The sequence below is a fragment of the Bacillus cereus group sp. BfR-BA-01311 genome (assembly GCF_022664295.1).
Classification (GTDB): domain Bacteria; phylum Bacillota; class Bacilli; order Bacillales; family Bacillaceae_G; genus Bacillus_A; species Bacillus_A cereus.
This window is the reverse complement of sequence record NZ_JAKUHC010000001.1, coordinates 341,357-366,936: the sequence shown is the minus strand read 5'-3', so window position 1 is coordinate 366,936 and position 25,580 is coordinate 341,357. Positions and strand designations below refer to the sequence as shown.

The following is a 25,580-nucleotide window of genomic DNA, read 5'->3' as shown; positions in this document are numbered from 1 at the left end:
AATTGATAAGGATTATCATTGTCAACACGAAACGCATACATTTTTCTACAAAAAACAAAAAGCGTGACAAAAAGATTTTTTCTTTTCGCCGCGCTCTAGTTAACAATATTATTCACATTCATTTTCCTCTAGCTGGTCACGCATCACTTTCACACGCTGAAAGAAAAAGAACGATAAACTTAAAAATATAACGATGCTCCCCATCATAACAAAAAATTGGATTGTCTCTTTTGCTCCATTCGGAATCAACAAGCCAACCATTAACAATGTACTTACAGCGAGAAGAATTTGTCCGAACCGAGTATAGTCTTCTATTTTTCCTTTTAATTCTTTCATTATATTCTCACTCCTCCATTTCACTGTATCATATTCTATGAAACTGAAAGACCAGTAAATACATCCATTCTGGGAGATGTTTTCCAATAAAAAAAGAGCCGCTTTACTGCGGCTCTTTTTTAATCATTATTCACCTTTATATGCTTCCATATAAATTTCTTTCAGTTCTGAAATAAGCGGCAACTTTGGATTAGCAGTTGTACATTGATCTTCAAAAGCTCTTTCTGCTAATACTCCAACAACCTCTTCAAATTGCTCTTTATCTACTCCTTGTCCTGCAATACTCATATTAATATTTAAGCTTTTTCCAAGCTCAATAATTGCTTTGACGAGTGATTCCACCCCTTCTGCTGCCGAGCTTGCTGGAAGCCCGAGCATTCTCGCTATATGTGCATATCTTTCATCTGCCACAAAGTGCTCATATTTTGAGAACAATGCGTGTTTTCTTGGCTTAATAGCATTATAGCGGACTACATGCGGCATTAGAATGGCATTTGCGCGTCCGTGCGGAATATGGAATTCTGGTCCAATTTTATGTGCTAAGCTGTGATTAATACCGAGGAAAGCATTTGCAAATGCCATACCTGCAATTGCAGAAGCGTTATGCATTTTTTCTCTTGCTTCTTCATCATTTCCATCTTTATATGCTCTCGGTAAATATTTGAATACGAGATCAATAGCTTTTAATGCTAATCCATCTGTATAGTCATTTGCCATAACAGACACATACGCCTCAATTGCATGTGTTAAAACATCCATACCAGTATCTGCTGTTACATGTGGTGGTACTGTCATTACAAATTGCGGATCAACAATTGCTACATCTGGTGTTAATTCATAATCTGCAAGCGGATACTTTATATTATTTTTCTTATCTGTAATAACCGCAAATGGTGTCACTTCTGATCCCGTTCCTGATGTCGTTGGAATCGCAACAAACTGCGCCTTATTTCCTAATTCCGGATATTTACATGTACGTTTTCTTATATCTAAAAACTTCTGTTTAATGCCATAGAATGTCGTTTCTGGATGCTCATAGAATAACCACATTCCTTTTGCTGCATCCATAGCTGAACCACCACCAAGTGCGATAATTACATCTGGCTTAAAGCTTCTCATCATTTCCGCACCTTTAAAAACAGTTTCATCTGATGGATCTGGTTCGACCTCAAAGAAAACTTCAACTTTCACATCATTTGCATGCTTGTTTAAATAGTGCGCGACTGTATCGACATAGCCATGTTCAACCATTCCAGGGTCCGTTACAATAAATGCACGTGAAATGTTAGGCATATTTGCTAAATAAGCTGTAGCATGTTTTTCAAAATAAATTTTTGGTGGTAATTTGAACCACTGCATATTCTTTTTTCTATTTGCCAGCCTTTTTATATTTAATAAATGAGTGGCTGTTACATTTTGGGAAACTGAATTCTTTCCGTATGAACCACAACCAAGTGTAAGTGATGGAATAAATCCATTATATATATCCCCTATTCCACCTTGTGATGAAGGTGCATTTACAATGAGACGGCAAGCTTTCATACGTAACCCAAATTGCTTTTGCACATCTTTATTTGTAGAATGGATAACTGCTGAATGTCCTAAACCACCGAGGTTCAACATTTCTTCGCAATATGTAAATCCTTCTTCTAATGAATTCGCCTTCACACAAGCTAATACTGGACTCAGTTTCTCACGAGATAACGGATATGCTGCTCCGATACCTTGAATTTCAGCTACAAGCATTTTTGTATGTTCAGGAACAGTAATCCCAACTAAATCGGCAATATACTGTGCTGATTTCCCTACAATATCACTATTTACTGCACATGTATTTTCATTTATAACAAGCTTTTCTAATTTTTCTCTTTCTTCTTCTGTTACAAAGTAACAATTGTTTTCAATCATTTCTGTTTTAACATCATCATAGATTTCTTTATCGACAATGATTGCTTGTTCCGATGCACAAATCATACCGTTATCAAATGTTTTCGATAAAATTAAATCATTAACAGCTCGTTTTACATGTGCTGATTTTTCTATATAACACGGTACATTACCAGGCCCAACGCCTAACGCTGGTTTTCCAGTAGAGTAAGCTGATTTCACCATACCAGCGCCTCCAGTTGCTAGAACGAGTGCTACACCATCATGGTTCATTAATTGTTTCGTCGCTTCAACAGACGGTCTTTCAATCCATTGAATACAGTGTTTTGGTGCACCAGCTTTCATCGCTGCATCATATACTGTTTTCGCCGCTGCCACAGAACATTTTTGTGCGGAAGGATGAAATGCGAAAATAATTGGATTTCTTGTTTTTATCGCAATTAACGCTTTAAACATTGTTGTCGACGTTGGATTCGTTACTGGCGTTACCCCAGCTACTACACCGACAGGTTCCGCGATTTCTATTATTTCTTCATGAGAATCTTCGTGAATAATTCCTACCGTTTTATCTTGCTTTATACTATGCCAAATATATTCAGTGGCAAAAATATTTTTAATGCATTTGTCTTCATATACACCACGGCCAGTTTCTTCAACTGCTAATTTTGCTAGCGGCATATGTTGATCAACACCTGCTAATGCCATTTCATGAACAATGTTGTCAATTTCCTCTTGTGTAAAACTTTCTAATGCTTGTAAAGCTTGTTGACCATTATTTACTAGCGTATCAATCATCTTTTTTACTTCCTGCATTTCATTTACAACTTTCTCTTTGACTACCATGTAAATTTCCTCCTATTCTACTATCACGTTCCTTATATGTCCCTATAGGTCAAAATAAGTCCCAATTAACATAAAAAAATAGAGATGCTTTCCTACATGAATTTCATTGTTTGTGAAATGTTTCACAAGTTTGTTCGTGAGTAACATTTCCTGAATTCAATATACATGAAATCATTTCGTTTGTGTATGTCTATTTTGTGAAATGTTTCACAAAATAATGTAATAAAAAAACGCACTGCTAATATAGAGCAGTGCGTTTTTTTATTATGCTAGCGCTTGTGCTAAATCTTCAATTAAATCTTCACCATCTTCAATACCGACAGAAATACGAATTAATGTATCTGTAATTCCTAATTCTTTGCGGCGATCAGCTGGGATTGATGCATGTGTCATTTGAGATGGAATAGAAATTAAACTTTCTACTGCTCCTAAACTTTCAGCAAGTGTAAAGTACTGCAATTTCTCAAGTACTTTATTTAATGTCTCTTCACTATCTACATCAAATGAGATAATTGCCCCAAATCCATTTGCTTGTTCTGTTGCTAACTCGTGGTTTTGATGTGATTCAAGACCTGGGTAATATACTTTATTTACTTTTGGATGATTATTTAAGAACTCAGCAATAGCGCGTGAATTCGTTTCATGTTCTTCCATACGAATTCCTAATGTTTTTAAACCACGAAGTAGTAAGAAGCTGTCTTGTGGCCCAAGAATACCTCCTGTTGAGTTTTGTACAAAGTGAAGATCTTCTGCTAGTTGTGGGCTATTTACAACTACTAGACCTGCAACTACGTCACTATGACCTCCTAAATATTTCGTTGCACTATGAAGCACAATATCTGCTCCTAAAGAAATCGGCGACTGCCAATATGGCGTCATGAATGTGTTATCAATAATTGTTAATAAGTCTTTCTCTTTAGCAAGAGTAGATATTTTCTTAATATCAGTAATTTTTAGTAGTGGGTTCGTTGGTGTTTCTACATAAATTGCTTTCGTATTTGGACGAATCGCTTCTTCAACTTCCTCTAAGTTTGTTGTATCTACAAATGTATGCTCAATACCGAAACGGTTTAATACTTTCGTAATAACGCGGTATGTTCCGCCATACACATCATCTGTTAAAATAACGTGGTCACCTTTTGAGAACAACATAATTGTCGCTGTAATAGCAGCCATTCCTGAACCAAATGCAAATCCAGCATGCCCATTTTCTAATACAGCAATCATTTCTTCTAAAGCTGCACGTGTTGGGTTACCTGTACGTGAATATTCATATCCTTGATGCTTACCAACTGCTTCTTGTTTGTACGTACTTGTTTGATAAATCGGTACGTTTACAGATCCAGTTGAAGGTTCTCCTATGCGAATACCATGAATTAACTTTGTCTTTGCTCTCATTTTTTATTCCCATCCTTTGTATATGTCTTTACTTAAATAGCGCTCACTGCTATCTGGAAAAATGGTTACAATATTTGTACCTGGTGCTGCCTTCTCTGCCTCAAGTAAGCTCGCATGAAATGCTGCTCCTGAAGAGCTTCCAACGAGAAGTCCTTCTTTTTGCGCTAATTCTTTCACTCGTAAAAATGCATTTCGATCAGAAATCGTATGAATTTCATCAAAATAAGATGTCTTCAAAAATGGGGGGATAAATTCCAGTCCAATTCCTTCGGTCTCATGTGAACCAGCCTTACCACCATTTAAAATAGATCCTTCTGGCTCTACGATAACTGTTTTAATATCTATATTTTTTTCTTTCAAGTAAGATGCAGTCCCCATAAACGTACCGCCAGTTCCTGCTCCAGCAACAAATATGTTAATCTCTCCATTCAATGCGTCCCACAGTTCAGGTCCTAATGTTTTAAAATATGCACGAGGATTTGCCTCATTTGCGAACTGACTTGGAGAGTATGAATTCGGTATTTCATTTACTAACTCTTTTGCTTTAGCAATTGCACCGGTCATTCCTTGCTCAGTCGGTGTATGCATGACAGTTGCACCTAGTGCTTTCATTAATTCTTGTTTTTCAATACTAAATTTCTCTGGTACACAAACAATAACACGTAAATCATGTTCTAATGCTGCAAGTGCCAGTCCAATACCAGTATTCCCAGCAGTCGGTTCAATAATTGTTCCACCCTGGGTAACAAGCCCTTTTTCTAGCGCATCTTCGATTAATTCTCTTCCTAAACGATCCTTAACGCTTCCGCCTGGATTATAAAATTCAAGCTTTGCAAATAAACGGACCCCTGTTGGAAGTGAAAAACGAGTAATTTCTACAATTGGTGTATGACCAATTAACTCATGAACTCCACGATATACATTCATCGTGTTCTCCCCCTTGTTTGCCAATAAAGAAAAGGCAACTGTATGTATTTTCTTTATATGAGACAGTTGCCTTTTTGTTACATTACTTTAACTCTTCTAACACTTTTACGATAAAGTTTGTAGAATGAAGAGCTGCTTGATCTAAAAACTGATCAAATGAAACATTTGATTCTTTACCAGCAATATCAGAAAGTGCGCGAATGATAACAAACGGAATTTCATATTGGTGGCATACTTGTGCAACAGCTGCTGCTTCCATTTCTACCGCATAAAGATTTTCAAATTTATCACGGATGGCTGCAACGCGGTTCGGATCACTCATAAATGAATCACCTGTTGCAATCATACCTTTTACAACTTGAATATTTTCTTCAGCCTGCATACATTTCTCAGCTAATGCAACTAACGCCTCATCAGCTTTAAATCCAGGCGGCATTCCTGGTACTTGACCATATTCATAGTTAAATGCTGTTACATCTACGTCATGGTGACGAACTTCAGTGGAAATAACTACATCACCAACGTTTAGAGAATGATGGAATCCACCAGCTGAACCAGTATTAATGACTTTTTCAGGCTTATATTTTTCTAATAAAATTGTCGTTGACATCGCTGCGTTTACTTTACCAATACCAGACTTTAACAAGATTACTTCATGCCCTGCTAATAGCCCTTTCGTAAATTCACAACCAGCAACCGTTTCTGTTTCTGCTTGTTCTAATTTGTCACGTAAAATACGTACTTCTTCTTCCATTGCTCCAATTACAGCAATTCTCAATCTAATCCCTCTTTCTATTGCTTAGTTGCCTCCATTACCCAAACGAAATGATTTAATCTCGTGAAAGTTACATGGAAGCCATTGTTTTCAAAAATAGTCTGCATAACTGGAATACGTGTATAGTATTCCGTTTGCAAATCGTTTGCTAACTGGTGGAAACCTCTTTCTTTTGCTGTTTCAACAGTTTTATCATATGCATCTTGATCTGCAAATATCGTATCAGCAAACACTATTTTACCACCTTTGTTTAGCAATTGACTATACTTCGCAATCGCTACATTTTTTTCATCATCTGTTAAATGATGAAATGCATAGGTGCTTACAATGGTATCAATTGAATTTGGAACTTCAAACGAAAGAAAATCACCCTCTGTAATTGAAAATTCTTTTGGCAATTTCTCTTTTGCAATCATGCGCATTTCACGCGACGGTTCTATACCGTAAACTGTGCGGCCAGCAAGTAATAATTTATTTGTTAAATTACCTGTACCGACACCAAATTCTAATACATTACCAAATGACTTGTTAACTACATCCTCTAGAATGTCCTCATAATGAGCGAAAACTTCTTTATATTGTATATCTTCGCCTTGTACAAATGAGTCGTACGTATGAGCCCACTCATCAAATAAACCATTAAATTCTGTACCCATAAAAATTCCCCTTTTTCTTATCGGTTTTATCAGTATGATATTCCCTCTTTCTAAAAATGTCAATTGAAATGTACATGGTATTTCCTTCTTTTCTTTGTTACACTATAGTTGATTACATAGGAGAGGGGCCGTCTTCATGTCATTTACCTTTGAAATGTTAGAAGATAAAGTAGAGTTTTTTGAAGCGGGAGACTTAGCTTCTTTAGAACGAAAAATTAGTGAACAAATTGATAATAATAAAGCACTTATGCTTGAAGTTCATCACATCTCTCATCAAATGGTTATGGATCCTGAAAGCAAAAGACCGTATTATAGCGCGGTTGTTCATTTTAAATTAAAGAAATTACGTTAACAAAAAAGAGAAGCTCCTAAGGAGCTTCTCTTTTTTAGTTTAGAGTTTGAACAAGTACTGGTTTCCAGCCCTCATTGTCTACCCAATCAATATTTACGTAATATCTTTTCCCACTTTGCTTATCTTGAACATCACCATAAGCTTTGCTCTTTCCAGTTTTGTCTCTTCCAACAAAATGGAATACTAATTGCTCTTTCGGTATCTCAACACCTGCAGCAATTGCACTTTGCATCTCATTCCAATCTGATGACCCTTGTTTAAACGTCATCGCCGGTGATGAACCTTGTTCTGTTCCTACAGCTTTCCAAGAAGGTTTTGTGTAAGCCTCTTTTGCCTTAGATACAGTTTTTTCAGCTGATACTTTCTCGTTAGCTTTCGCTTCTTCTTCAGCTTTTTTCTGTTCTTCTTCAGCCTTTAGCTTCTCTTCTTCAGCTTTTTTCTTAGCTTCTGCTTGCTCTTGTTCTTTTTCTTTTTTCTTAGCAGATTCTTTATCTTCTGATTTTCCAGCTTTCTCATTCTTTGTTGTTTGTTGAGAGACTTTCTTATCAGTAGAAGATGCTTGCTCTTTCGTACTAGGAACGAACAATTGATATGCTACAATAGCTACTAATAGTAATACAATAGCGATTGCAATATTTAAAACACCGTTTTGACGACGTTTTTGTTGTTTCTGTTGGAATCTTGATCCTCCTGCCATTCTCCAAACCTCCATGCAGTTTTTCCTAATTGCTATTGTAACATTAAATCTAGAAAGGTTGAACATTTACAATGATATTTTCATGAAATGAAGACATTTCACTATAAATTGCAAGATTACTTTTCATTCTCCAATTGATAGATTGCTCCCACCATATCTTTAAAAGTAGGTGTAACTTTATTCACTTTGCTATCAGTCTCTAGATCAACAACAACTAAAGCATATCTTGGATTCTCATACGGAAAATAACCTGCAAACCAGCGATTCACCCTCGTCCCTTTCCCTGTTTGCGCTGTCCCGGATTTTCCAGCAACACTTAGTGGCAACGAACGGAATGCTGTTCCTGTTCCTTTCTCCCTTGTTACAACGCCTCTTAATAACTCTTGTAATGTTTTCACTGTTTCATACGAAAGCTGTTTTCCATTTAACGTATGGCTCTCAAATGTAAAAAAATCCGCTCCATTTTTATATACTATTTTTTCAACAGCTTTCACTTCCATCTTTTCTCCATTCCTCGCAATCGTCGCCATCATATTTGCAATTGCTAGAGGTGATATACGTACATCTTTCTGTCCAATCGCTGTTTGTTCTACCGCTTTTTTATTACTTTTATTTTCTTCATTCCCCCAAATAGTAGTGCCTTTCTCTTCTGGCATTTGCTCAAAATGAGGTGTATGAAATACAGAACCTTTCCATCCAACCTTTTCATTTGCTCCTAGAGCTGCTACGTATGTTTCTAACACCGTCCTATCCTTTTGTAATAGCTCGTTACCTAACTCGGAAAATGTCCTGTTACAGCTCCTAGCAAAGCTCTCTTTAAAGTTAAGCGTACCCATCCTAACTTGCGGGTCGTTTTCACCATATAAATCTTTATTACAGTTAAATGTCCGATTAAACAAATTTACTTTTTGATCAATGACTGCAGCTGCAACTACTGTTTTAAAAACAGAGCCTGGAAAATGTGGCGTTAACATTTGATTTTCAAGTGTAGTTTTATATAAATTCTCATCCCTTACTTGTAAAGACGGCTTACTAACCATCGCTAATATTTCATTTGTCTTTACATCAAGTAATACTAATCCCCCCTTCTTTATTTCGTTTGCTTCAATCACTTCTTCTGCTTTTTGCTGCAACTCTTTATGTAAAGTAGTTTGAATCCTAACTGGATAAAATGGATTTCCTGGTGAAGTGTATTTCGCTTGCTTTCCGAAAATTGGTTCTCCTTGCCGATCTACTTGATATAATACTTTTGCCTCTCCATCAGTCAATAGAAATTCATCAAATGATTGCTGTAATCCTGAAATACCTATCGGCGTTTGTTTTGAAATTTTTTTCAATTCTCCATATCGCTTTTGAAATTCCCTTTCGTTCTCCCCTACATCACCAATTAAATGACTTATCTCTCCAGTTTGTTTTAATCGCACTTCAGCTGCTACAATACCTAATACATGTAATTCATTTACCTTCTCCATCTGCTCTCGTGTCACTCGAAATGGAGCAGTTTCTCCTTGTAGGGTAAATGCATTTTTGTTATTTTTCATTTGTCTTCTAATCTCTTGTCTCGACACACCAATGATATGCGCGATTTTCTCTAACATGTCATTTTTTATTTGTAAAAATGGAAAAATAATTAAAACAGGATATTTTTCCTCACCTATTTCTTTACCATTACGATCTATAAACTGCCCACGTCCATCGTCTACTGTAATAGATTGTGTGCGTTGCGTAACACTTTTTTCAATTAAATTTATTTTGCGATCAGTAAATGATTCTGTATCTATAATTTGAATTTGGATTAAACGACAAAGCAATAAAAACATAACGCTCATAAAACAAATTAAAACAATTGTAATTCTCCGTTTTATTTTCATAAAAAACACCTCGTCTATTGTAGTTTAGACGAGGTACTATTTTATTTATACAAGCTCCAAAACAAAAATAGATATTATATAAAGCTATTATTGTTTTTTTGGCTTCTCTAAAAATTTCGTAAGAAGCGATTTAAATTCAGTTTCATTCACTCCAGTGTTTTTAGCAACTTCAATTACAGTAGTTGTTACATTAGCCGCTACTTTTAAATAGTCCTTACTGAAATTATCCATTTCATTTCTTTTTTCTTTTGCATTCTCAACTGTTACAGAATCAATACAAGTAATCATCTTATCTACAATATGTAAATAATTATTTTGTGCATCTATTATTTTTTGAACGTCATCTTTATTACTTACTTTCGATTGTTTTAAATATGTATATGCTTGATTCACTTCATCTTTTAAAATTTTATCATTATTTTTCGCCTGTTCTTGTAACATATTCTTCATATCATCTATTGTTTTTTGATCCATCGAATCTCGCAATAAATAATCTGGATTCCCAATCGCATAATCGTACTTAATCGTTACATCTTGAAATATTTTCATCACAATAGCTAATTGATACGCTACATCAAAATCATTGAATTCCTTTTTATCTTGTGGATTTGCTAAGGCTTTTGAACTCTCAGTTGCTTTTGAACTCTCAGTTGCTTTAATATCCTGTTTTTCTTCTTGCTTCACTTTTTCTCCCTTTGATGATGTAGTTTCCTCTTTCGTTCCGCAGGCAGCAAGTCCTAATATAGAGATACTACAAACCAATCCTGTAAAGATTTTATGTTTCATAATTAGCCCCTTTTCCCTTTTGAAACCTATATTCTCCAATTATGATATCAAAGTTTAAAATGTTTTTTTGACATTTTTTGTCGAATCACTCTAAGGTTTACACAATTTTTTCTATTCTACAGATAAAGTGAAACTTTAATTAGCCCTCACCAAGCGGGCGTTTACGAGCAGTCCGACGCCCACCTAACTTCTTTACTTCCGCTGAAGTTTGAGATAGTGGTCTTACTGCCTGGCAAATAGCGGGATAAAAAAAAAGATTCTCCCGATAGGAGAATCTTTTTTTTTATTTTACAGAGACAATCTCTACTTGCATTTCTCCGCCTGGTGTTTGGATTGTTACTTTCTCACCAATTTGCTTACCTAATAAGCTTTTTGCGATTGGAGAATCGTTAGAAATTCTTCCTTCAAATGGGTCAGCTTCCGCGCTACCTACGATTGTGTACGCTTCTTCATCTCCATTAGGTAATTCTTTAAATGTTACTGTTTTACCTAATGTAACAACAGTAGATACTTCGCCATTATCTTTAATGATAACTGCGTTACGAATCATATTTTCTAATTGTGTAATACGTCCTTCTACGAACGCTTGCTCATCTTTCGCTGCATCGTACTCAGAGTTCTCAGAAAGGTCCCCGAAGCTACGTGCGATTTTAATACGTTCTACTACTTCTTTACGTCTTACTGTTTTTAATTGCTCAAGTTCGTTCTCTAGTTTTTGCTTACCCTCTTGCGTCATAGGGTATGTTTTTTCTGTTGACATATTTTCCACTCCTTTTATATACCAATCCCCCGAAAAAAAGAGGAGTTCCATATGAAAACTCCTCCGCTTCCATTGTTAGCGGAGGTTTCTAGTACCCTTGCACTAGCGGAGTTGTCACATACAACCCCGTATTTCCAATTCTTCTTTATATAAAGAAGATATGTATGGAAAGTTGATATAAATATGCCCTCACCTATATATAGATGAGGTTGCATGTTTCATTGTATTCGATAGGAAGGGAAAAAATCCCTTCCTACCGTATATCTTTTACTATGCTATTACAAATTTACTTTTTGTTCAAGAATTGTTGCAATTTTTGTCACCATAATATCAATTGCAACGTGGTTTTGTCCACCTTCAGGGATAATAATATCCGCAAATTTCTTAGAAGGCTCAATAAATTGATTGTGCATTGGACGTACAACATTTACGTACTGATCAATAACTGAATCCATCGTACGACCGCGCTCTTTAATATCACGCTGCATGCGACGCAGAATACGAAGGTCAGCATCCGTATCAACGAATAATTTAATGTCCATTAACTCGCAAAGACGTGGGTCTTCTAAAATAAGAATTCCTTCTAAAATAATTACATCTTTCGGCTCAACTGGAATAATTTCTTCTGAACGCGTATGCAATGTATAGTCATATACAGGCTTATCAATTTGCTCATATGCAAGCAACTGCTGCAAATGTTCAATTAACAGATCATTATCAAACGCAAGCGGATGATCATAATTTGTTTTTAAACGCTCTTCCATTGGTAAATGGCTTTGATCTTTGTAATAATAATCTTGCTCTAAGATTAAAATAGAATGACCTTTAAAATGGTCAAAAATCGCTTTCGTTACACTCGTTTTACCTGATCCCGAACCACCAGCAATTCCAATTACAACAGGCTTATTCGTCCCCATTCGACTATCACTCTTTCTTATTGAAGTATGCTTTTGCGCATCATATTATTCACATACACTCGTTGATCCACTTTGAATTTCACGATTTGCAACGGATGTCTCGCTGCATCTAATTCGTTTCCATCCTCATCCCAAATTTTCTCCACCGTTTGCGTAAAGTTTTCTATTTCTGGTCCAAAGAACTCCACTTCATGTCCTGGTTTGAAATGATTACGTTGCTCAATCGTTACGATGCCCGTTTCTTCATTATAATCTAACACTAAACCAGCAAAATCATACGTTGTTTTCTTACTATGATTTCCAAACATTTGCTCTTGATGTCCTGGAACCCCTTCAAAGAATGCAGGAGCTGTATCACGATTTGCACATTTATCAAGCTCATCTAACCATTCTTGTTTAAACTCAAAGTTATCTGGATCCGCACAATAAGCATCAATTACTTTACGATATACAGTTGCTACAGTCGCTACGTAATGGATTGATTTCATACGTCCTTCTACCTTTAAGCTATCGATTCCGATTTCAATCATTTTCGGAATTGATAAAATTAAATTTAAATCTTTTGGACTCATCGCAAAGTGAGCATCTCCTTCTTGGAATAGAGGAAGCTCTTTTGCATCTTTATGTTGTGATACTGTTTGAACTAAATCATAATCCCAGCGGCAAGATTGGCAACAACCACCACGATTAGAATCACGCGCTGTCATATGGTTACTTAATGTGCATCTTCCTGAATATGCGATACACATTGCACCATGTACGAATGCTTCAATTTCAATATCCACTTTTTCTTTAATTTCTTTCATTTCTTCATAGCTTGCTTCACGAGCTAATACAAGACGATGTAAACCTTCTTCTTTCCAATACTGTGCTGCTTTCCAGTTGGATAGTGATTGCTGTGTGCTTAAATGCACCTCAACAGAAGGCGCTACGCGTTTACAAGTCTCAATGATAAGCGGATCAGCAACGATAATTCCCGTTACGCCAGCTTTTTCAATCCCTTTTAAATATTCCTCTAGCCCGTCCATATTTTCATTATGTGCAAAGATATTTGTTGTTACGTATATTTTTGCTCCATACTTCTTTGCAAACTCAACGCCTTCTGCCATTTCTTCTAGCGTAAAGTTACCTGCATTCGAACGAAGACCAAATTCTTGTCCACCTAAATATACAGCATCTGCCCCGTAATGGATAGCTACTTTTAATTTTTCTAAGTTACCCGCAGGGATTAACAGTTCAGGTTTCTTCACAATAACACGTTTGCCATCGATCACTCGTGAAATTTCTTGTACAGTCATTTCCTACACCCTCCTCGTTTAGTAAACCGTTTCTTTAAAGAAGAATCCTGTATCTAACGGACGATTTACTGGTTGCATTTCTTCTATTTCTTTATATAGATCATCTTTCACGTCATAATATGCATCACGATCTTCTACGCATAAATCAATCGCTTGACGATATTTCTTCGTTACTTCAATAATGTATTCAGAGCTTTTTAGTACACCGTCGATTTTTAAGCTATCAACTTCAGCTTCGATTAGTTCCTCTAATTCATCGATGAAACAAATATCGTTCGGACTCATAATGTGAGTACCATTTTCATCTTCATAAATTGGATATTTATTGTTACGCTCTGGGTCATATAAGAACATATTCTCTTCATATTTTTTCTTTTCAATGTCAAGATTACGTCCTTGATACTCAAAGTAGTTTCCTACTAATGAACGCTTCGATTGGAACATACAAGTCATACCGTGAATTTGTACTTCTAGTTCCACTTCAGCATTTTCTTTTAAATCAACAATTTCATCTAAGCTCAGCTCACGAGCTAATACAGCGCGCTTCGCTCCTCTTTGTCCCCAGTAGTTACAAGTGAACCAGTTTGTTGCTGTCGTTTCTGTATTCCAGTGCAACTGCATATTTGGTGCTACTTCGCGAACAGCCATTAATACCGCTGGATCTCCGAAAACAATTGCATCTACATTTACTTCGTTTAAAAATGAAACGTAATCTGTTAATTCTTCTACTTTATCGTTGTGGAACATAGCGTTCATGGCTACGTATACTTTCACACCATTTTCATGTGCAATCTTCACAGTTTGTTTTACATCTTCACGTGAAAACTCCCCTGCTAAACGTAAACCAAACTTTTGCTCACCGATCATTACCGCATCTGCTCCTGCTTTCGCAAGAGGTTCGATATCCGCCACCGCTCTTGGCGTTACTAACAATTCAGGTTTCTTCATACCTTGGTCACCCTCTCTTTTTACTAACAGCTACTCCATCACCAATTGGGAAAATCGTTGTATCATATCCTTCATGATTCATAAGCCACTCATTGTACGTCTTAATACGACGGATTAAACCACGTGTACGTCTGTTTTCAATTTTCTCTTTTGTCGTTACAAGACCGTGGTACATAACATTATCTGAAATAATTACTCCACCAGGATTTAATAACGGTTCATATAAGTCAAAAAAGCGACGATACTGTCCTTTTGCTGCATCAATAAAAATAACGTCAAATGTCCCGTGTTCTTTTACTTGTTCACCTGTCTCTAACGCATCACCGTAAATAACTGAAATACGATCTGTTACTGGGGAACGTTCTATATATTCAAGTGCTTTTTCATATCGCTCACGATTGCGCTCAACTGTCACAATACGTGAATTTGGAATAGCTTGCATCATACGAATACTAGAATAACCGATTGCTGTTCCAAGTTCTAAAATGCTTTTCGGTCCAATTAAACGTAAAAATTGCAGCATAAATTCCATTCCAAGTCGATCCATAATCGGCACATGATTTTCTGTTGCATATTCTTCCATTTCAAGAATTAATTTATCTTTCGGATCAATAAATGATAATAGGTACTCGTTAACTGCATCCTCCATAAATGGTCCTCCTTATTTACATGGAGAAGTGCCTCTATGACGTCTTTTCACACATAGAATGCAATAAAAATACAAGCCAGCTTTACCCTTAGCTTGTACGTCCCGTTTTGATATTAAAAACGATTCTTCTGCCAGTTTTTAACCCGATATATTTTACCACAAAAAAGAGGGATGTGCGACTTTTTTCGCTATCCCTCCCCATTTCACTGTTTTTTCGTAATGTATTTTTGCTTTAATGCATTATGCTCTTCTAATGTTTTCGCATAATACACTTCACCACTTGGTGCAGCTAAGAAATAATAATAATCTGTTTGCGCAGGTTCTAACGCAGCTTCCACTGAATGTTTACCAGAGTTTGCGATCGGCCCTACCGGCAATCCTTTTACAACATACGTATTATACGGTGAGTTGACCTTTAAATCTTCGTATAATACACGTTGTTTATGCTTTCCAAGTGCATATAATACCGTTGGATCCGTTTGAAGTGGCATACCTTTTGTTAAACGATTATAAAAGACACTAGAGATCTTTTGACGATCTGTAAAACCAGTTGCCTCTTCTTCAATAAGTGAAGATAATGTTAAAAGCTGATGAACATCCCAATTCTTCGCTTTCATTTTCGCCTCATTTTGAACAATGATTGCATTTGTTTTCTCAAGCATTGGAATTACAATTGCTTCTAACGTCGTATCTTTCTTATAAAACGAATACGTTGCAGGATATAAATAACCTTCTAATGGGTATTTAATATTACTATCAAAGATTTTATCTGTTAATAACTTCGGATACTTTTGCTGCATTTTTTGAATAAATGCTTTATCGTTTAATTGACGCGTAACATCATCTTTATTCCACTTTAGTTCTGTCGCAATCGTTTCTGCAATTTCAGTTACTTGCGCCCCTTCTTTAATCGTCACTTTATAAAGAGCTGGACGATGCACGTTGCCAGATGACATTTGTTCGATCACATCTTCAGCATTCATTGAAGGATTTAATAAATATGTACCTGCTTGTAAACTTTTCGATTTAGCCTTTGTATAAAAACTAAAAACTGTACCGTTTTTTACAGCGCCTTTTTCTTCTAAAATTTCTCCAATTTTACTTGTAGATGATCCTTTCGGAATTTCTACTTCAATCTCTTTTTTATTCCCGCTATCAACTGGTCCTAATGCGGATGAAATATACGCATAGACTGAACCACAAACTAAAAGCAGTGCAATAATCGAAAATAAAAAGATGCGTCTACGCTTCTTTTTCACTTGATTCTCTATCAAAACATTTCCTCCTTACTTAATTGTAGACCGTATGTACACCTTTCTATACAGCACGATGTAAAAACGCAACAAATTCACTTATCTTTTTTAATTGATACTTTATTTTTCTACAATCCGTCTCATTATACTACAAAGACTTACACAGTTTCGACAAAAAATCTTTCATTTTACATATAAATACAAAAAAAAGATGGACTGTATGTCGTCCATCTTTTCAGTACTTATTATTCAGCTTCTTGCTCATCAGCAATAGTGTTAAACGTTTCTTGTACCATTTCCCACTCTTCTTCTGATTCGATTGGAAGTAAAACTCCGCCCTCTTCTTCATTTTGCTCATAAGCCATTGCATCATAAATTGGGTCTCCATCTTCATCTACTTCACCGATTGGAGAGAAGATTACGTATGATTTTTTACCAAATTTGTCAGCATCAAAAGTGAAAATAATTTCACATAAATGTTCGTTACCTTTTTCGTCTACAATTGTAATTTGACGTTCTTCCATTTTGGTCACCTCTTATTTTCTATCTAAAAATCCTTGTAAGATTACGACTGCAGCCATCTTATCGATTACTTGTTTTCGCTTCTTACGACTTACATCAGCTGAAATGAGTAGACGTTCCGCTGCCATTGTTGACAAACGCTCGTCCCACATTACAACGTCTAATTGTAACAGCTCTCGTAGGTTTTCTGCAAATTGTTGGCACGCTTCACCACGTGGGCCAATTGTACCATTCATATTTTTAGGTAAACCTACTACTATTTTGTCCACATTGTACTGCTTTACTAACTCAGAAATACGATCAAAACCAAAGTGACCTCGTTCTTCGTTAATCTTAATTGTTTCTAATCCTTGTGCTGTCCAGCCCATCTCGTCGCTAATTGCAACTCCGACTGTTTTTGTACCTACATCTAAACCTAATATCCGCATAAACTACTCCTCACGATGATGTTTCAAGTAAGACTTCACAAGCTCTTCAATTAACTCATCACGTTCAAGCTTGCGAATGATGCTACGTGCATCTTTATGGCGAGGTATGTATGCTGGGTCTCCACTTAATAAATAACCGACGATTTGGTTAATCGGATTATAGCCTTTTTCTTGAAGTGCATCATACACAGTTAAAAGTACATCATTTACATGGACACTCTGTTTTTCATCTTGAATGCTAAACTTCATTGTTTTATCAAAACCGTCCATTTCAAGCACCTCACTTATATAGTAAGTATAGGGAGAAGAACTTCTCCTCTCCCTACCATTGTACACTACTATCTCTTTATTTTGAAACAGATTTAACGTACTCTTGTACAAATGCTAAAGCTTCTTCGACTTGAGCTGGGTTTTTACCGCCTGCTTGCGCCATATCAGGACGGCCACCACCGCCACCGCCGCAACGAGAAGCTACTTCTTTCACAAGTTTACCAGCATGGTAACCTTGGCTAATTAAGTCTTTCGTTACACCTGCTAGGATGTTTACTTTATCGTCATTAACAGACGCTAATACAACAACTGCTGACTCTAATTTATTTTTCAGATCATCCATCATCGTACGTAAGTTGTTCATATCTGCAACATTTACTTTCGCTGCTAATACATTCACACCATCAACTGTCATTACAGAATCAGTTAAGTTTCCAGCTTCGATATTGCTTAATTTCGCAGCAAGAGATTCATTTTCTTTTTGCAGTTGTTTCACTTCAGCAAATAGACCATCAACTCTTGTTAAAATATCTTTCGGATTTGTTTTCATTTTTCCTGCTGCTTCTTTTAATAAACCTACTTGATCGTTCATTAATTCGTATGCAGACTTACCAGTTACTGCTTCAATACGACGAGTTCCTGCACCAATACCAGACTCAGCAACGATTTTGAAAATACCGATAGAAGCTGTATTATCAACGTGACAACCACCACAAAGCTCTAAGCTGTAATCGCCAACTTGTACAACGCGTACAACATCTCCGTATTTTTCACCGAATAATGCCATTGCGCCCATTTCTTTCGCTTCTTCGATTGCTTTTTGAGAAATCTCAACATCAATACTTTCCCAAATTTTTTCGTTTACCATACGCTCAATTTTTTCTAATTCGTCAGCTTGTACTTGACCGAAGTGAGAGAAGTCAAAACGTAGACGTTCAGAAGTTACAAGAGAACCTGCTTGGTTAACGTGTGTTCCAAGTACGTCTTTTAATGCTTGGTGTAGTAAGTGAGTTGCTGTATGATTTTTTACAACGCTACTACGGTTTTTCGTATCGATAATAGCTTTTACAGCCGCATCTTTCGTTAATATACCTTCTTCAACAACAACTTTATGCAAGTTTTGGCCGTTTGGTGCTTTTTGTACGTCTTTTACAAGAACTTTCACACCATCTGCAAGAAGGTAACCACGGTCTGCAATTTGTCCACCACTCTCAGCATAGAATGGTGTTACATCAAGAATTAACTGTCCTTCTTCACCAGCTTGTAAGCTGTCTGTGTATTCGCCGTTTTTCACAAGTGCAACAACGTTACTTTCTGTTGCAACTGTACCGTAACCAACGAATTCGCTCGCTACTTTAATTTCTCCAAGGACACCACCTTGAACTTGCATAGAATCAACGTCTTGACGAGCAGCACGTGCACGCTCACGTTGTTTTTCCATTTCATTTTCAAAACCTTCATGATCAACTGTCATGCCAGCTTCTTCTGCATATTCTTCTGTTAATTCAATTGGGAAACCGTATGTGTCATATAGACGGAACGCATCTACTCCAGAAATAACAGTTGTTTTTTCTTCTTTTGCTTTTGCAATTACTTCAGCTAAAATCGCTTCACCATCATGAAGTGTTTCATGGAAACGCTCTTCTTCGTTCTTCACAACTTTCGCAATGAAATCTTTCTTTTCAAGTACTTCTGGATAGAAGTCTTTCATTACTTCTCCAACAACCGGTACTAATTCAAACATAAATGGACGGTTGATGTTTAATTTCTTCGAATAACGAACAGCGCGGCGTAATAAACGACGTAATACATAACCACGGCCTTCGTTAGATGGAAGAGCACCGTCACCAACAGCGAATGTTACTGTACGGATATGGTCAGCAATTACTTTGAATGCCATATCTTTTTCTAAATCGCCATTACGATATTTTTCACCAGAAATTGTTTCTGTTGCACCAATCATCGGCATGAATAGGTCTGTATCAAAGTTCGTAGGTACATCTTGAACGATAGATGTCATACGCTCTAGACCCATCCCTGTATCAATGTTTTTCTTAGGAAGTGGTGTATATGAACCGTCTGGATTATGGTTAAATTGAGAGAATACAAGGTTCCATACTTCTAAGTAACGCTCGTTTTCTCCGCCTGGATATAATTCTGGGTCACTAAAGTCATTACCGTAAGCTTCTCCGCGGTCATAGAAAATCTCTGTATTCGGTCCACTTGGCCCTTCACCGATATCCCAGAAGTTTTCTTCTAAGCGGATAATACGCTCTTTTGGAACGCCCATTTTCTCATTCCAAATTGTGAATGCTTCTTCATCTTCTGGATGGATTGTAACTGATAGTAATTCTTTATCGAATCCGATCCATTTGTCGCTCGTTAAGAATTCCCAAGCCCATGTAATTGCTTCTTCTTTGAAGTAATCACCAATTGAGAAGTTTCCTAACATTTCAAAGAATGTATGGTGACGAGCTGTTTTCCCTACGTTTTCAATATCGTTTGTACGAATTGATTTTTGAGCATTTGTAATACGTGGATTTTGTGGGATTACACGTCCATCAAAATATTTTTTTAATGTAGCTACACCACTATTAATCCATAGAAGAGATGGATCTTCATGCGGAACTAGTGATGCACTAGGTTCTACTGCATGTCCTTTTTCTTGGAAAAAGTCTAAAAACATTTGACGAATTTGTGCGCCTGTTAGTTGTTTCATTGTATTTTCCTCCTTAAATATAAAAAACTCCCGTCCCTATAAAAGGGACGAGAGTTAACTCGCGATACCACCCTAATTATGAATTGATTACAATAACAATCAATTCATCACCTCATGGTGCCGTAACGTGGCAAGACGGCAGTGATTAGCTGCTCTCAGGATTAGCTTTCTGTTACCCTTCATTTAAAGCTTCTTTCAGCCATATGGAAGCTTCTCTCTATAAATGGACTGTAACGTACTTGTTCCGTCATTGATTTAATGTATTATATGACTAAATATAATAGAATTCTCTTAAGTTTGTCAATGTAGATAATCATTTATATTGTATTAATTGCTTATTTATCATAGGTATTCTACTATTCATTCTTAACAGCCTTTTCATATATTATGCGTTTATTAACAAATCGGAATCTCCTTATAAGAATGATTTATAAAAATTTCTAAATATTACTTTTTTTGCTACAATTAAATTATTGTTAATAAAATAAAGGAGCGATCACAATGACAACCTTACTTAGCAAAGCTAAAAACATATTAGCGACTGACGAAACGATATTATTTTACGCAGCATGTTCATTAGACATATTTATTTATCGTTCCGTCGCAAGGCCAGGATTGCTAATTTTAACGAACAAAAGACTATTCTTTTATGGGCCAGATGTAAGTAAGAATCCAATATTTGAAGAGTACTCTTTCGCAAAAATTTCTAATCTAAAAGAACAAAAGCGTCTTTTCAATAATCAAATTATATTTATGTATGATAACGAATGGAAAAAAATAAAACATATTCAAACAAATGATGTGGGCTCCCTCGTTCAAAAAATACACGAGCAACTTTCTAAATAAATATATGATTAGCCCTCTATTTCTTACATAGAGGGCTTCTATACTTACACATCTTCTTTTTTCAAGAGCGGTCTCACATGAACAATGACAGTGCGAATAACTGCTAAAATCGGAACCGATATTAGCAATCCTACAATCCCAGCTACCTCTCCCCCAACTAGTAAGGCAAGCATAATAATAACGGGATGCATACGAAGTGACTTACCAACGATGTAAGGCGATAAAATGTTACTCTCCACAAATTGCAAAATCGCAATCGTGATCCCCGCCTTAATAAGTAAACTCGTTGATACTGTTGCTGCAATCATTAACGTCGGGATCGCTCCTAAAATAGGACCGAAGTATGGGATTATATCCGTTACCCCAATAATAATGCCAAGCAATAATGGATATTTCATACCGATAAACCAAAAAGAAAGAGCTGATACTCCCCCTAATACTAAACAAACAAATAACTGTCCTCGAATATAGCTTCCAAGTGACTTATCAATTTCTTTCGCAAGCATTTGCCCCGTACCTCGCCATTTACTTGGGACTAGTTTCCAAAAGATATGATAAAACTCACCATAATCTTTTAATATGTAAAATACAATAAACGGTATTAAGAAAATAATGAGCAATGAATCGAGTACACCACGAGCTGTACTCATCACTTTATTTAAAAGCGCTTGAATCTTCGTTTCCACACCCACAAAAAGTTGCTTCACCTTTTCATGAATGAACGAAGGGAAATTCGCTGTTTGTTCTGTAACGCCATCCATCCACGAATCGTACATCTTTGTAAACTGGGGAAATTGTTCATTAATCTCTTGTAACTGTTTAATAACAACTGGTGTTCCTTTATAAATCCCATAACCAATTCCGCCAAAGAAAAGGATATAAATGAGCAAAATGGCAAGTGTACGGGGCATCCCTTCCTTATGAATTTTTTCAATTAAAGGGTGCAATAAATACGCAATAAAACACGCGATAAGAAACGGCGTGATTGCTACTTTAAATACAAAAATAATCGGTGCCCATAGCGGCTTAATTTTTAAAAAGACGAGCAGACAAAGAAAAACAAGTAACAATAATCCTAAACGATATATCCAAATGATTTTAAGATTCTTCACATGAAAAACCTCCTCCACCTTTATTTTGAAAATAAATGGGGTAGGTTATGTGCGAAACTTTTAAAATCTTTTCATACGGACCATACTGTTTTTTAAAGACGTACATATAAATAACATAACAAGGACAACCACCCCTGAGAATACAGCATGAATTAATATAATCAGGAGGGCTAATTATGGTTTTGTTTATGCTTGGATTATCAGCACTTTTTATGATTCTTGAATGGATTTGTATCGGGTTCGGTATTTGGAAGGGGTTCTTTATTCATTCCTCACGTAAAGAAAAAGCGAAGCAATTATGGCAGTATGGAATACTTGGCGTTGGCTGCTACGGTCTATCTTATCTTTTCTCAGAGATCGGACTTTTTTATTTGCATATGGGTGCATAAAAAAACTCCCTTGTCTACAAGGGAGTTTTTCACTTTATCGAAATGATTATAAGTAAGACTTAATCATCTTACGTGCTTTTTTCATATTGCGTTTTGAAAATACATCTTGCTTACGAGCATATTGATATGCTGCAGCTCCAACACCTAATGCGATTAATGAATTGCGTAGATTCAAAGTAAATCCCCCTTTTCGTTATCCGATCGTTCTTTCATTCTCATCAAATAAATCATCAAGAGAGCTTAATGAACCATCTTCCTCAACTTGATGCGTATGGATTTTCCCCTTTGAAACCGATAATTCGATATAACAATTCCAGCAATAAAATTGGTTGACACCTATTTTTCCAATGTCTTTCCCTTTGCAATTTGGACAAATAAACATATGGCTTTCATCTCCTTACAGTCTCCCAGATTCTATTCGCCATTATGTCCAAACTGCATTCATTTATACATTTTACTGGAGCCTTTCAACGCTATGCGTTTGAAAGTTTCACTATATAATTTCACCTTGTTACATGAAATCATACGGTGAAATGTTTTCCACGTCCATTTCCTCGCCATTAACTGTGACCATCTGTACTTCTCCTTGTGATTCTTGCAAGCGACTAGCTAAGGTTGTTTGACGCATTGCATCATCAAGGCGATTTACACCAGATTGGAAAGCTGCTTCCTCTCCGCAAATAATAAGGAACTTCTTACTTCTTGTAATGCCCGTGTAAATTAAATTACGACGTAACATACGGTTGTAACTTTTCACGATTGGCATAATAACAATCGGAAATTCACTACCTTGTGATTTATGAATGGAACAACAATATGCATGCGTAATTTGATTTAAATCGGGCTTCGTATACGTTACCTCAATTCCATCAAATGAAACGATAATCATATCTTGTTGCTCAACGTTTTCTTTCGCATAAAACACCGAAACAATTTCCCCAATATCACCATTAAACACTTGGCTCTCCGGCTGATTCACGAGTTGCAGTACTTTATCGCCTCTTCGATACACAACATCACCGTAAGCAATTTCTTTACTCTTTTCCCTCTTCGGATTAAATACTTGTTGCAGCGCTTCGTTTAATACATTAATACCAGCAGGCCCGCGGTACATCGGTGCTAATACTTGTACATCTCTTGCGCTAAAGCCTTTTGTTTTAGCATTTTCACAAACTTTTTTCACAACCTCAACAATTTGAGCTCCTGTACAGCTGATAAATGAACGATCTTTTTGATTTTGTGCTAAATCGGGTGGTAGAGTTCCATTTTTTATCGCATGGGCAAGTTGAATCACTGATGAGCCTTCCGCTTGACGATAAATTTCAGTAAGCTTCACTGTCGGAACTGCGCCTGCATTTAATAAATCTTTTAATACTTGTCCAGGTCCTACAGATGGCAACTGATCTTCATCACCTACAACGATAACTTGAATGTTCGTCGGCAACGACTTAAATAGCTGATTTGCAAGCCAAATATCAACCATTGAAAATTCATCGATAATAAGGAGCTTACCTTGGACAGGATCCGTTTCATTACGCTGGAAAGATCCTTCTGGCGTCCAACCAAGTAAACGGTGAATTGTGCAAGCTGGAAGTCCTGTCGATTCACTCATCCGCTTCGCTGCTCTTCCTGTTGGAGCTGTTAATAGTATTGGAAATGGATTATCATCACTGTATTCATTCGGATTTAACGATAACCCGTGAAGTGACGCATACATTTCAACAATCCCTTTAATAACTGTTGTTTTCCCTGTTCCTGGTCCACCTGTCAATAACATCATCGGTTTATGAAGTGCCGTTTGAATTGCTTCTTGCTGAAACGGTGCATATTGTACGTTGAGTTGTTCTTCAATTTCACCTAACGTTTTTAACACTTCTGCTTCTGGAAATGAAGGTGTTTCTTCTTGATTCATAAGCCTGCGAATAGACTTTACAACACCTTTCTCAGAGTAGAATAACGTTGCTAAATACACTCGTTCTTCTTCGATGATGACTTTCCCTTCACTTTGCATCGTTTCAATACAACCTATAATATCTTCCTCAGTCACTCTTCCTTCTTGATTGTTTAAAAGTGACATCGTTTCTCTTACAAGTTGATCTTTCCTCATATAAACGTGACCAAGTTGTAATGAGACATTCTCTAATGTGTAAAAACATCCTGCGCGTACACGGTCGTCATGATTACCCGATATCCCTAACGCACGCCCTATATCATCCGCTCTTCCAAAACCAATCCCGTCCACTTCTTCGATAAGTTGATACGGATTATTACGAATCACTTCTAATGTCATCTCTTTATATTGCTGGTAAATCTTAATAGAAAGTTTCGTTCCAAAACCGTAGCCATTTAAAAAGCTCATTACTTTCTCTAGCCCTTGATGTTCAACAATTGTCTCATATATTTCCTGAGCCTTTTGTTTATTAACAACACCATTTAATGCCTCAGGGTCATCCATAATTTTAGAAATAGCATGTTCTCCGAGATGGTCCACAATTTTTTCAGCTGTACGCTTTCCTATCCCTTTAAATAAATCACTCGCTAAATATTGCACCATACCTGCTTTTGTTTGCGGCAATTCTTTTTTAAATGTTTCAACCATATATTGTTTTCCATACTTTGGATGGTCCTTAAAATGACCTGTCAATGTAAACACTTCATCTTCATGCATGCGGGGAAAATGACCGTTTATCATTACTTTCTTTTCGTCATACGTTTCATTCGTTTCAATGACTTTCATACTGACAACGGAATAGAGGTTTTCTTCGTTGTGGAAAATGGTATGAAGAACTTGCGCTTTTATAAACTTTTTCTCTTCCTCAAACAAATCCATTGCATGTTGATTTCCCATTTTTCCTCTCCTTTCCGGTATTTTCACTTTAATAAGCAGTACATCCCCCACCTTTTTAGATGAGGGATAACTACCCATTAAACTATATTTTTA

At 36.5% G+C, this 25,580-nt stretch carries 26 protein-coding genes and 1 other annotated feature; of the genes, 3 read left to right on the top strand and 23 right to left on the bottom strand.

The annotated features are described in order from the left end of the window. Positions 1 to 108 precede the first annotated feature (108 nt). From MR136_RS01905 to MR136_RS01880, 6 genes are all read right to left on the bottom strand, one after another. On the bottom strand, positions 109 to 336 hold the full coding sequence (locus MR136_RS01905) for a YrhC family protein (protein WP_000661263.1): 228 nt from the start codon (positions 334 to 336) through the stop codon (positions 109 to 111). Positions 337 to 462: 126 nt separating this feature from the next. After that, positions 463 to 3,066: a bifunctional acetaldehyde-CoA/alcohol dehydrogenase gene (gene adhE, locus MR136_RS01900; RefSeq protein WP_061457717.1), complete on the bottom strand. Its 2,604-nt coding sequence runs from the start codon at positions 3,064 to 3,066 to the stop codon at positions 463 to 465. 264 nt (positions 3,067 to 3,330) lie between these two features. Then, entirely contained in the window at positions 3,331 to 4,464 is a 1,134-nt protein-coding gene (locus MR136_RS01895) for a bifunctional cystathionine gamma-lyase/homocysteine desulfhydrase (RefSeq protein WP_001201908.1), read from the bottom strand. A gap of 3 nt (positions 4,465 to 4,467) precedes the next feature. Next, positions 4,468 to 5,391: an O-acetylserine dependent cystathionine beta-synthase gene (locus MR136_RS01890; protein WP_061457718.1), complete on the bottom strand. Its 924-nt coding sequence runs from the start codon at positions 5,389 to 5,391 to the stop codon at positions 4,468 to 4,470. 82 nt (positions 5,392 to 5,473) lie between these two features. After that, complete coding sequence (gene mtnN, locus MR136_RS01885) at positions 5,474 to 6,169, bottom strand: 5'-methylthioadenosine/S-adenosylhomocysteine nucleosidase (RefSeq protein WP_001217024.1); 696 nt, start codon at positions 6,167 to 6,169, stop codon at positions 5,474 to 5,476. A gap of 14 nt (positions 6,170 to 6,183) precedes the next feature. Then, entirely contained in the window at positions 6,184 to 6,822 is a 639-nt protein-coding gene (locus MR136_RS01880) for a class I SAM-dependent DNA methyltransferase (RefSeq protein ID WP_000536320.1), read from the bottom strand. A gap of 136 nt (positions 6,823 to 6,958) precedes the next feature. Here MR136_RS01880 and MR136_RS01875 point away from each other — a divergent pair, with 136 nt between their 5' ends. Further along, positions 6,959 to 7,174 carry a YrzA family protein gene (locus tag MR136_RS01875; RefSeq protein ID WP_000010984.1) on the top strand — a complete coding sequence of 72 codons (216 nt, stop codon included), beginning with the start codon at positions 6,959 to 6,961 and terminating at the stop codon, positions 7,172 to 7,174. A gap of 34 nt (positions 7,175 to 7,208) precedes the next feature. Here the strand turns inward: MR136_RS01875 and MR136_RS01870 are convergent, their stop codons facing one another. The 13 genes from MR136_RS01870 to alaS form a co-directional block, all read right to left on the bottom strand. Beyond that, positions 7,209 to 7,871 (bottom strand): YrrS family protein, encoded by a 663-nt coding sequence (locus tag MR136_RS01870; RefSeq protein ID WP_000897098.1) that lies wholly within the window; start codon positions 7,869 to 7,871, stop codon positions 7,209 to 7,211. 116 nt (positions 7,872 to 7,987) lie between these two features. Beyond that, positions 7,988 to 9,742, bottom strand: a complete 1,755-nt coding sequence (locus tag MR136_RS01865) for a peptidoglycan D,D-transpeptidase FtsI family protein (RefSeq protein WP_000695148.1) — start codon at positions 9,740 to 9,742, stop codon at positions 7,988 to 7,990. An 87-nt stretch (positions 9,743 to 9,829) separates the two neighbouring features. Continuing rightward, complete coding sequence (locus tag MR136_RS01860; protein WP_000680872.1) at positions 9,830 to 10,528, bottom strand: hypothetical protein; 699 nt, start codon at positions 10,526 to 10,528, stop codon at positions 9,830 to 9,832. Between the two features lie 283 nt (positions 10,529 to 10,811). Beyond that, positions 10,812 to 11,288, bottom strand: coding sequence for a transcription elongation factor GreA (gene greA / locus MR136_RS01855; protein ID WP_014894880.1), 477 nt, complete (start codon positions 11,286 to 11,288; stop codon positions 10,812 to 10,814). A 278-nt stretch (positions 11,289 to 11,566) separates the two neighbouring features. Beyond that, positions 11,567 to 12,205 (bottom strand): uridine kinase, encoded by a 639-nt coding sequence (gene udk, locus MR136_RS01850; RefSeq protein ID WP_000537078.1) that lies wholly within the window; start codon positions 12,203 to 12,205, stop codon positions 11,567 to 11,569. A 17-nt stretch (positions 12,206 to 12,222) separates the two neighbouring features. After that, the gene (locus MR136_RS01845) at positions 12,223 to 13,503 is read right to left on the bottom strand and encodes a peptidase U32 family protein (RefSeq protein WP_000217974.1); all 1,281 of its coding nucleotides are present in this window, start codon (positions 13,501 to 13,503) and stop codon (positions 12,223 to 12,225) included. Positions 13,504 to 13,521: 18 nt separating this feature from the next. Continuing rightward, complete coding sequence (locus tag MR136_RS01840; protein ID WP_000742801.1) at positions 13,522 to 14,451, bottom strand: peptidase U32 family protein; 930 nt, start codon at positions 14,449 to 14,451, stop codon at positions 13,522 to 13,524. A 7-nt stretch (positions 14,452 to 14,458) separates the two neighbouring features. Then, positions 14,459 to 15,100: an O-methyltransferase gene (locus MR136_RS01835; RefSeq protein ID WP_000389102.1), complete on the bottom strand. Its 642-nt coding sequence runs from the start codon at positions 15,098 to 15,100 to the stop codon at positions 14,459 to 14,461. Positions 15,101 to 15,303: 203 nt separating this feature from the next. Beyond that, positions 15,304 to 16,374: an endolytic transglycosylase MltG gene (mltG, locus tag MR136_RS01830; protein ID WP_000572134.1), complete on the bottom strand. Its 1,071-nt coding sequence runs from the start codon at positions 16,372 to 16,374 to the stop codon at positions 15,304 to 15,306. A 224-nt stretch (positions 16,375 to 16,598) separates the two neighbouring features. After that, the gene (locus tag MR136_RS01825; RefSeq protein WP_000392730.1) at positions 16,599 to 16,877 is read right to left on the bottom strand and encodes a DUF1292 domain-containing protein; all 279 of its coding nucleotides are present in this window, start codon (positions 16,875 to 16,877) and stop codon (positions 16,599 to 16,601) included. 12 nt (positions 16,878 to 16,889) lie between these two features. Further along, positions 16,890 to 17,303: a Holliday junction resolvase RuvX gene (gene ruvX, locus MR136_RS01820; RefSeq protein ID WP_001221192.1), complete on the bottom strand. Its 414-nt coding sequence runs from the start codon at positions 17,301 to 17,303 to the stop codon at positions 16,890 to 16,892. Between the two features lie 3 nt (positions 17,304 to 17,306). Then, positions 17,307 to 17,573, bottom strand: a complete 267-nt coding sequence (locus MR136_RS01815; protein WP_000348590.1) for an IreB family regulatory phosphoprotein — start codon at positions 17,571 to 17,573, stop codon at positions 17,307 to 17,309. A 76-nt stretch (positions 17,574 to 17,649) separates the two neighbouring features. Then, complete coding sequence (gene alaS, locus MR136_RS01810) at positions 17,650 to 20,292, bottom strand: alanine--tRNA ligase (RefSeq protein WP_061457720.1); 2,643 nt, start codon at positions 20,290 to 20,292, stop codon at positions 17,650 to 17,652. Positions 20,293 to 20,332: 40 nt separating this feature from the next. Then, positions 20,333 to 20,552 (bottom strand) — a binding site (T-box leader). 241 nt (positions 20,553 to 20,793) lie between these two features. Between alaS and MR136_RS01805 the strand changes: the two genes are divergently transcribed. Then, entirely contained in the window at positions 20,794 to 21,138 is a 345-nt protein-coding gene (locus tag MR136_RS01805) for a PH domain-containing protein (RefSeq protein WP_061457721.1), read from the top strand. Positions 21,139 to 21,182: 44 nt separating this feature from the next. Here the strand turns inward: MR136_RS01805 and MR136_RS01800 are convergent, their stop codons facing one another. Continuing rightward, complete coding sequence (locus MR136_RS01800; RefSeq protein WP_000793128.1) at positions 21,183 to 22,250, bottom strand: AI-2E family transporter; 1,068 nt, start codon at positions 22,248 to 22,250, stop codon at positions 21,183 to 21,185. Positions 22,251 to 22,426: 176 nt separating this feature from the next. Here MR136_RS01800 and MR136_RS01795 point away from each other — a divergent pair, with 176 nt between their 5' ends. Further along, positions 22,427 to 22,639, top strand: a complete 213-nt coding sequence (locus MR136_RS01795; protein ID WP_000242535.1) for a hypothetical protein — start codon at positions 22,427 to 22,429, stop codon at positions 22,637 to 22,639. 46 nt (positions 22,640 to 22,685) lie between these two features. Here MR136_RS01795 and MR136_RS01790 read toward each other — a convergent pair whose 3' ends face one another. The 3 genes from MR136_RS01790 to recD2 all read right to left on the bottom strand — a co-directional run bounded on the left by MR136_RS01790 (position 22,686) and on the right by recD2 (position 25,487). Beyond that, entirely contained in the window at positions 22,686 to 22,814 is a 129-nt protein-coding gene (locus tag MR136_RS01790) for a YrzQ family protein (RefSeq protein ID WP_001053553.1), read from the bottom strand. 18 nt (positions 22,815 to 22,832) lie between these two features. Continuing rightward, positions 22,833 to 23,021 carry a hypothetical protein gene (locus MR136_RS01785; RefSeq protein ID WP_000469281.1) on the bottom strand — a complete coding sequence of 63 codons (189 nt, stop codon included), beginning with the start codon at positions 23,019 to 23,021 and terminating at the stop codon, positions 22,833 to 22,835. Positions 23,022 to 23,150: 129 nt separating this feature from the next. Further along, on the bottom strand, positions 23,151 to 25,487 hold the full coding sequence (gene recD2, locus MR136_RS01780; RefSeq protein ID WP_059303433.1) for an SF1B family DNA helicase RecD2: 2,337 nt from the start codon (positions 25,485 to 25,487) through the stop codon (positions 23,151 to 23,153). Between the last annotated feature and the right edge of the window lie 93 nt (positions 25,488 to 25,580).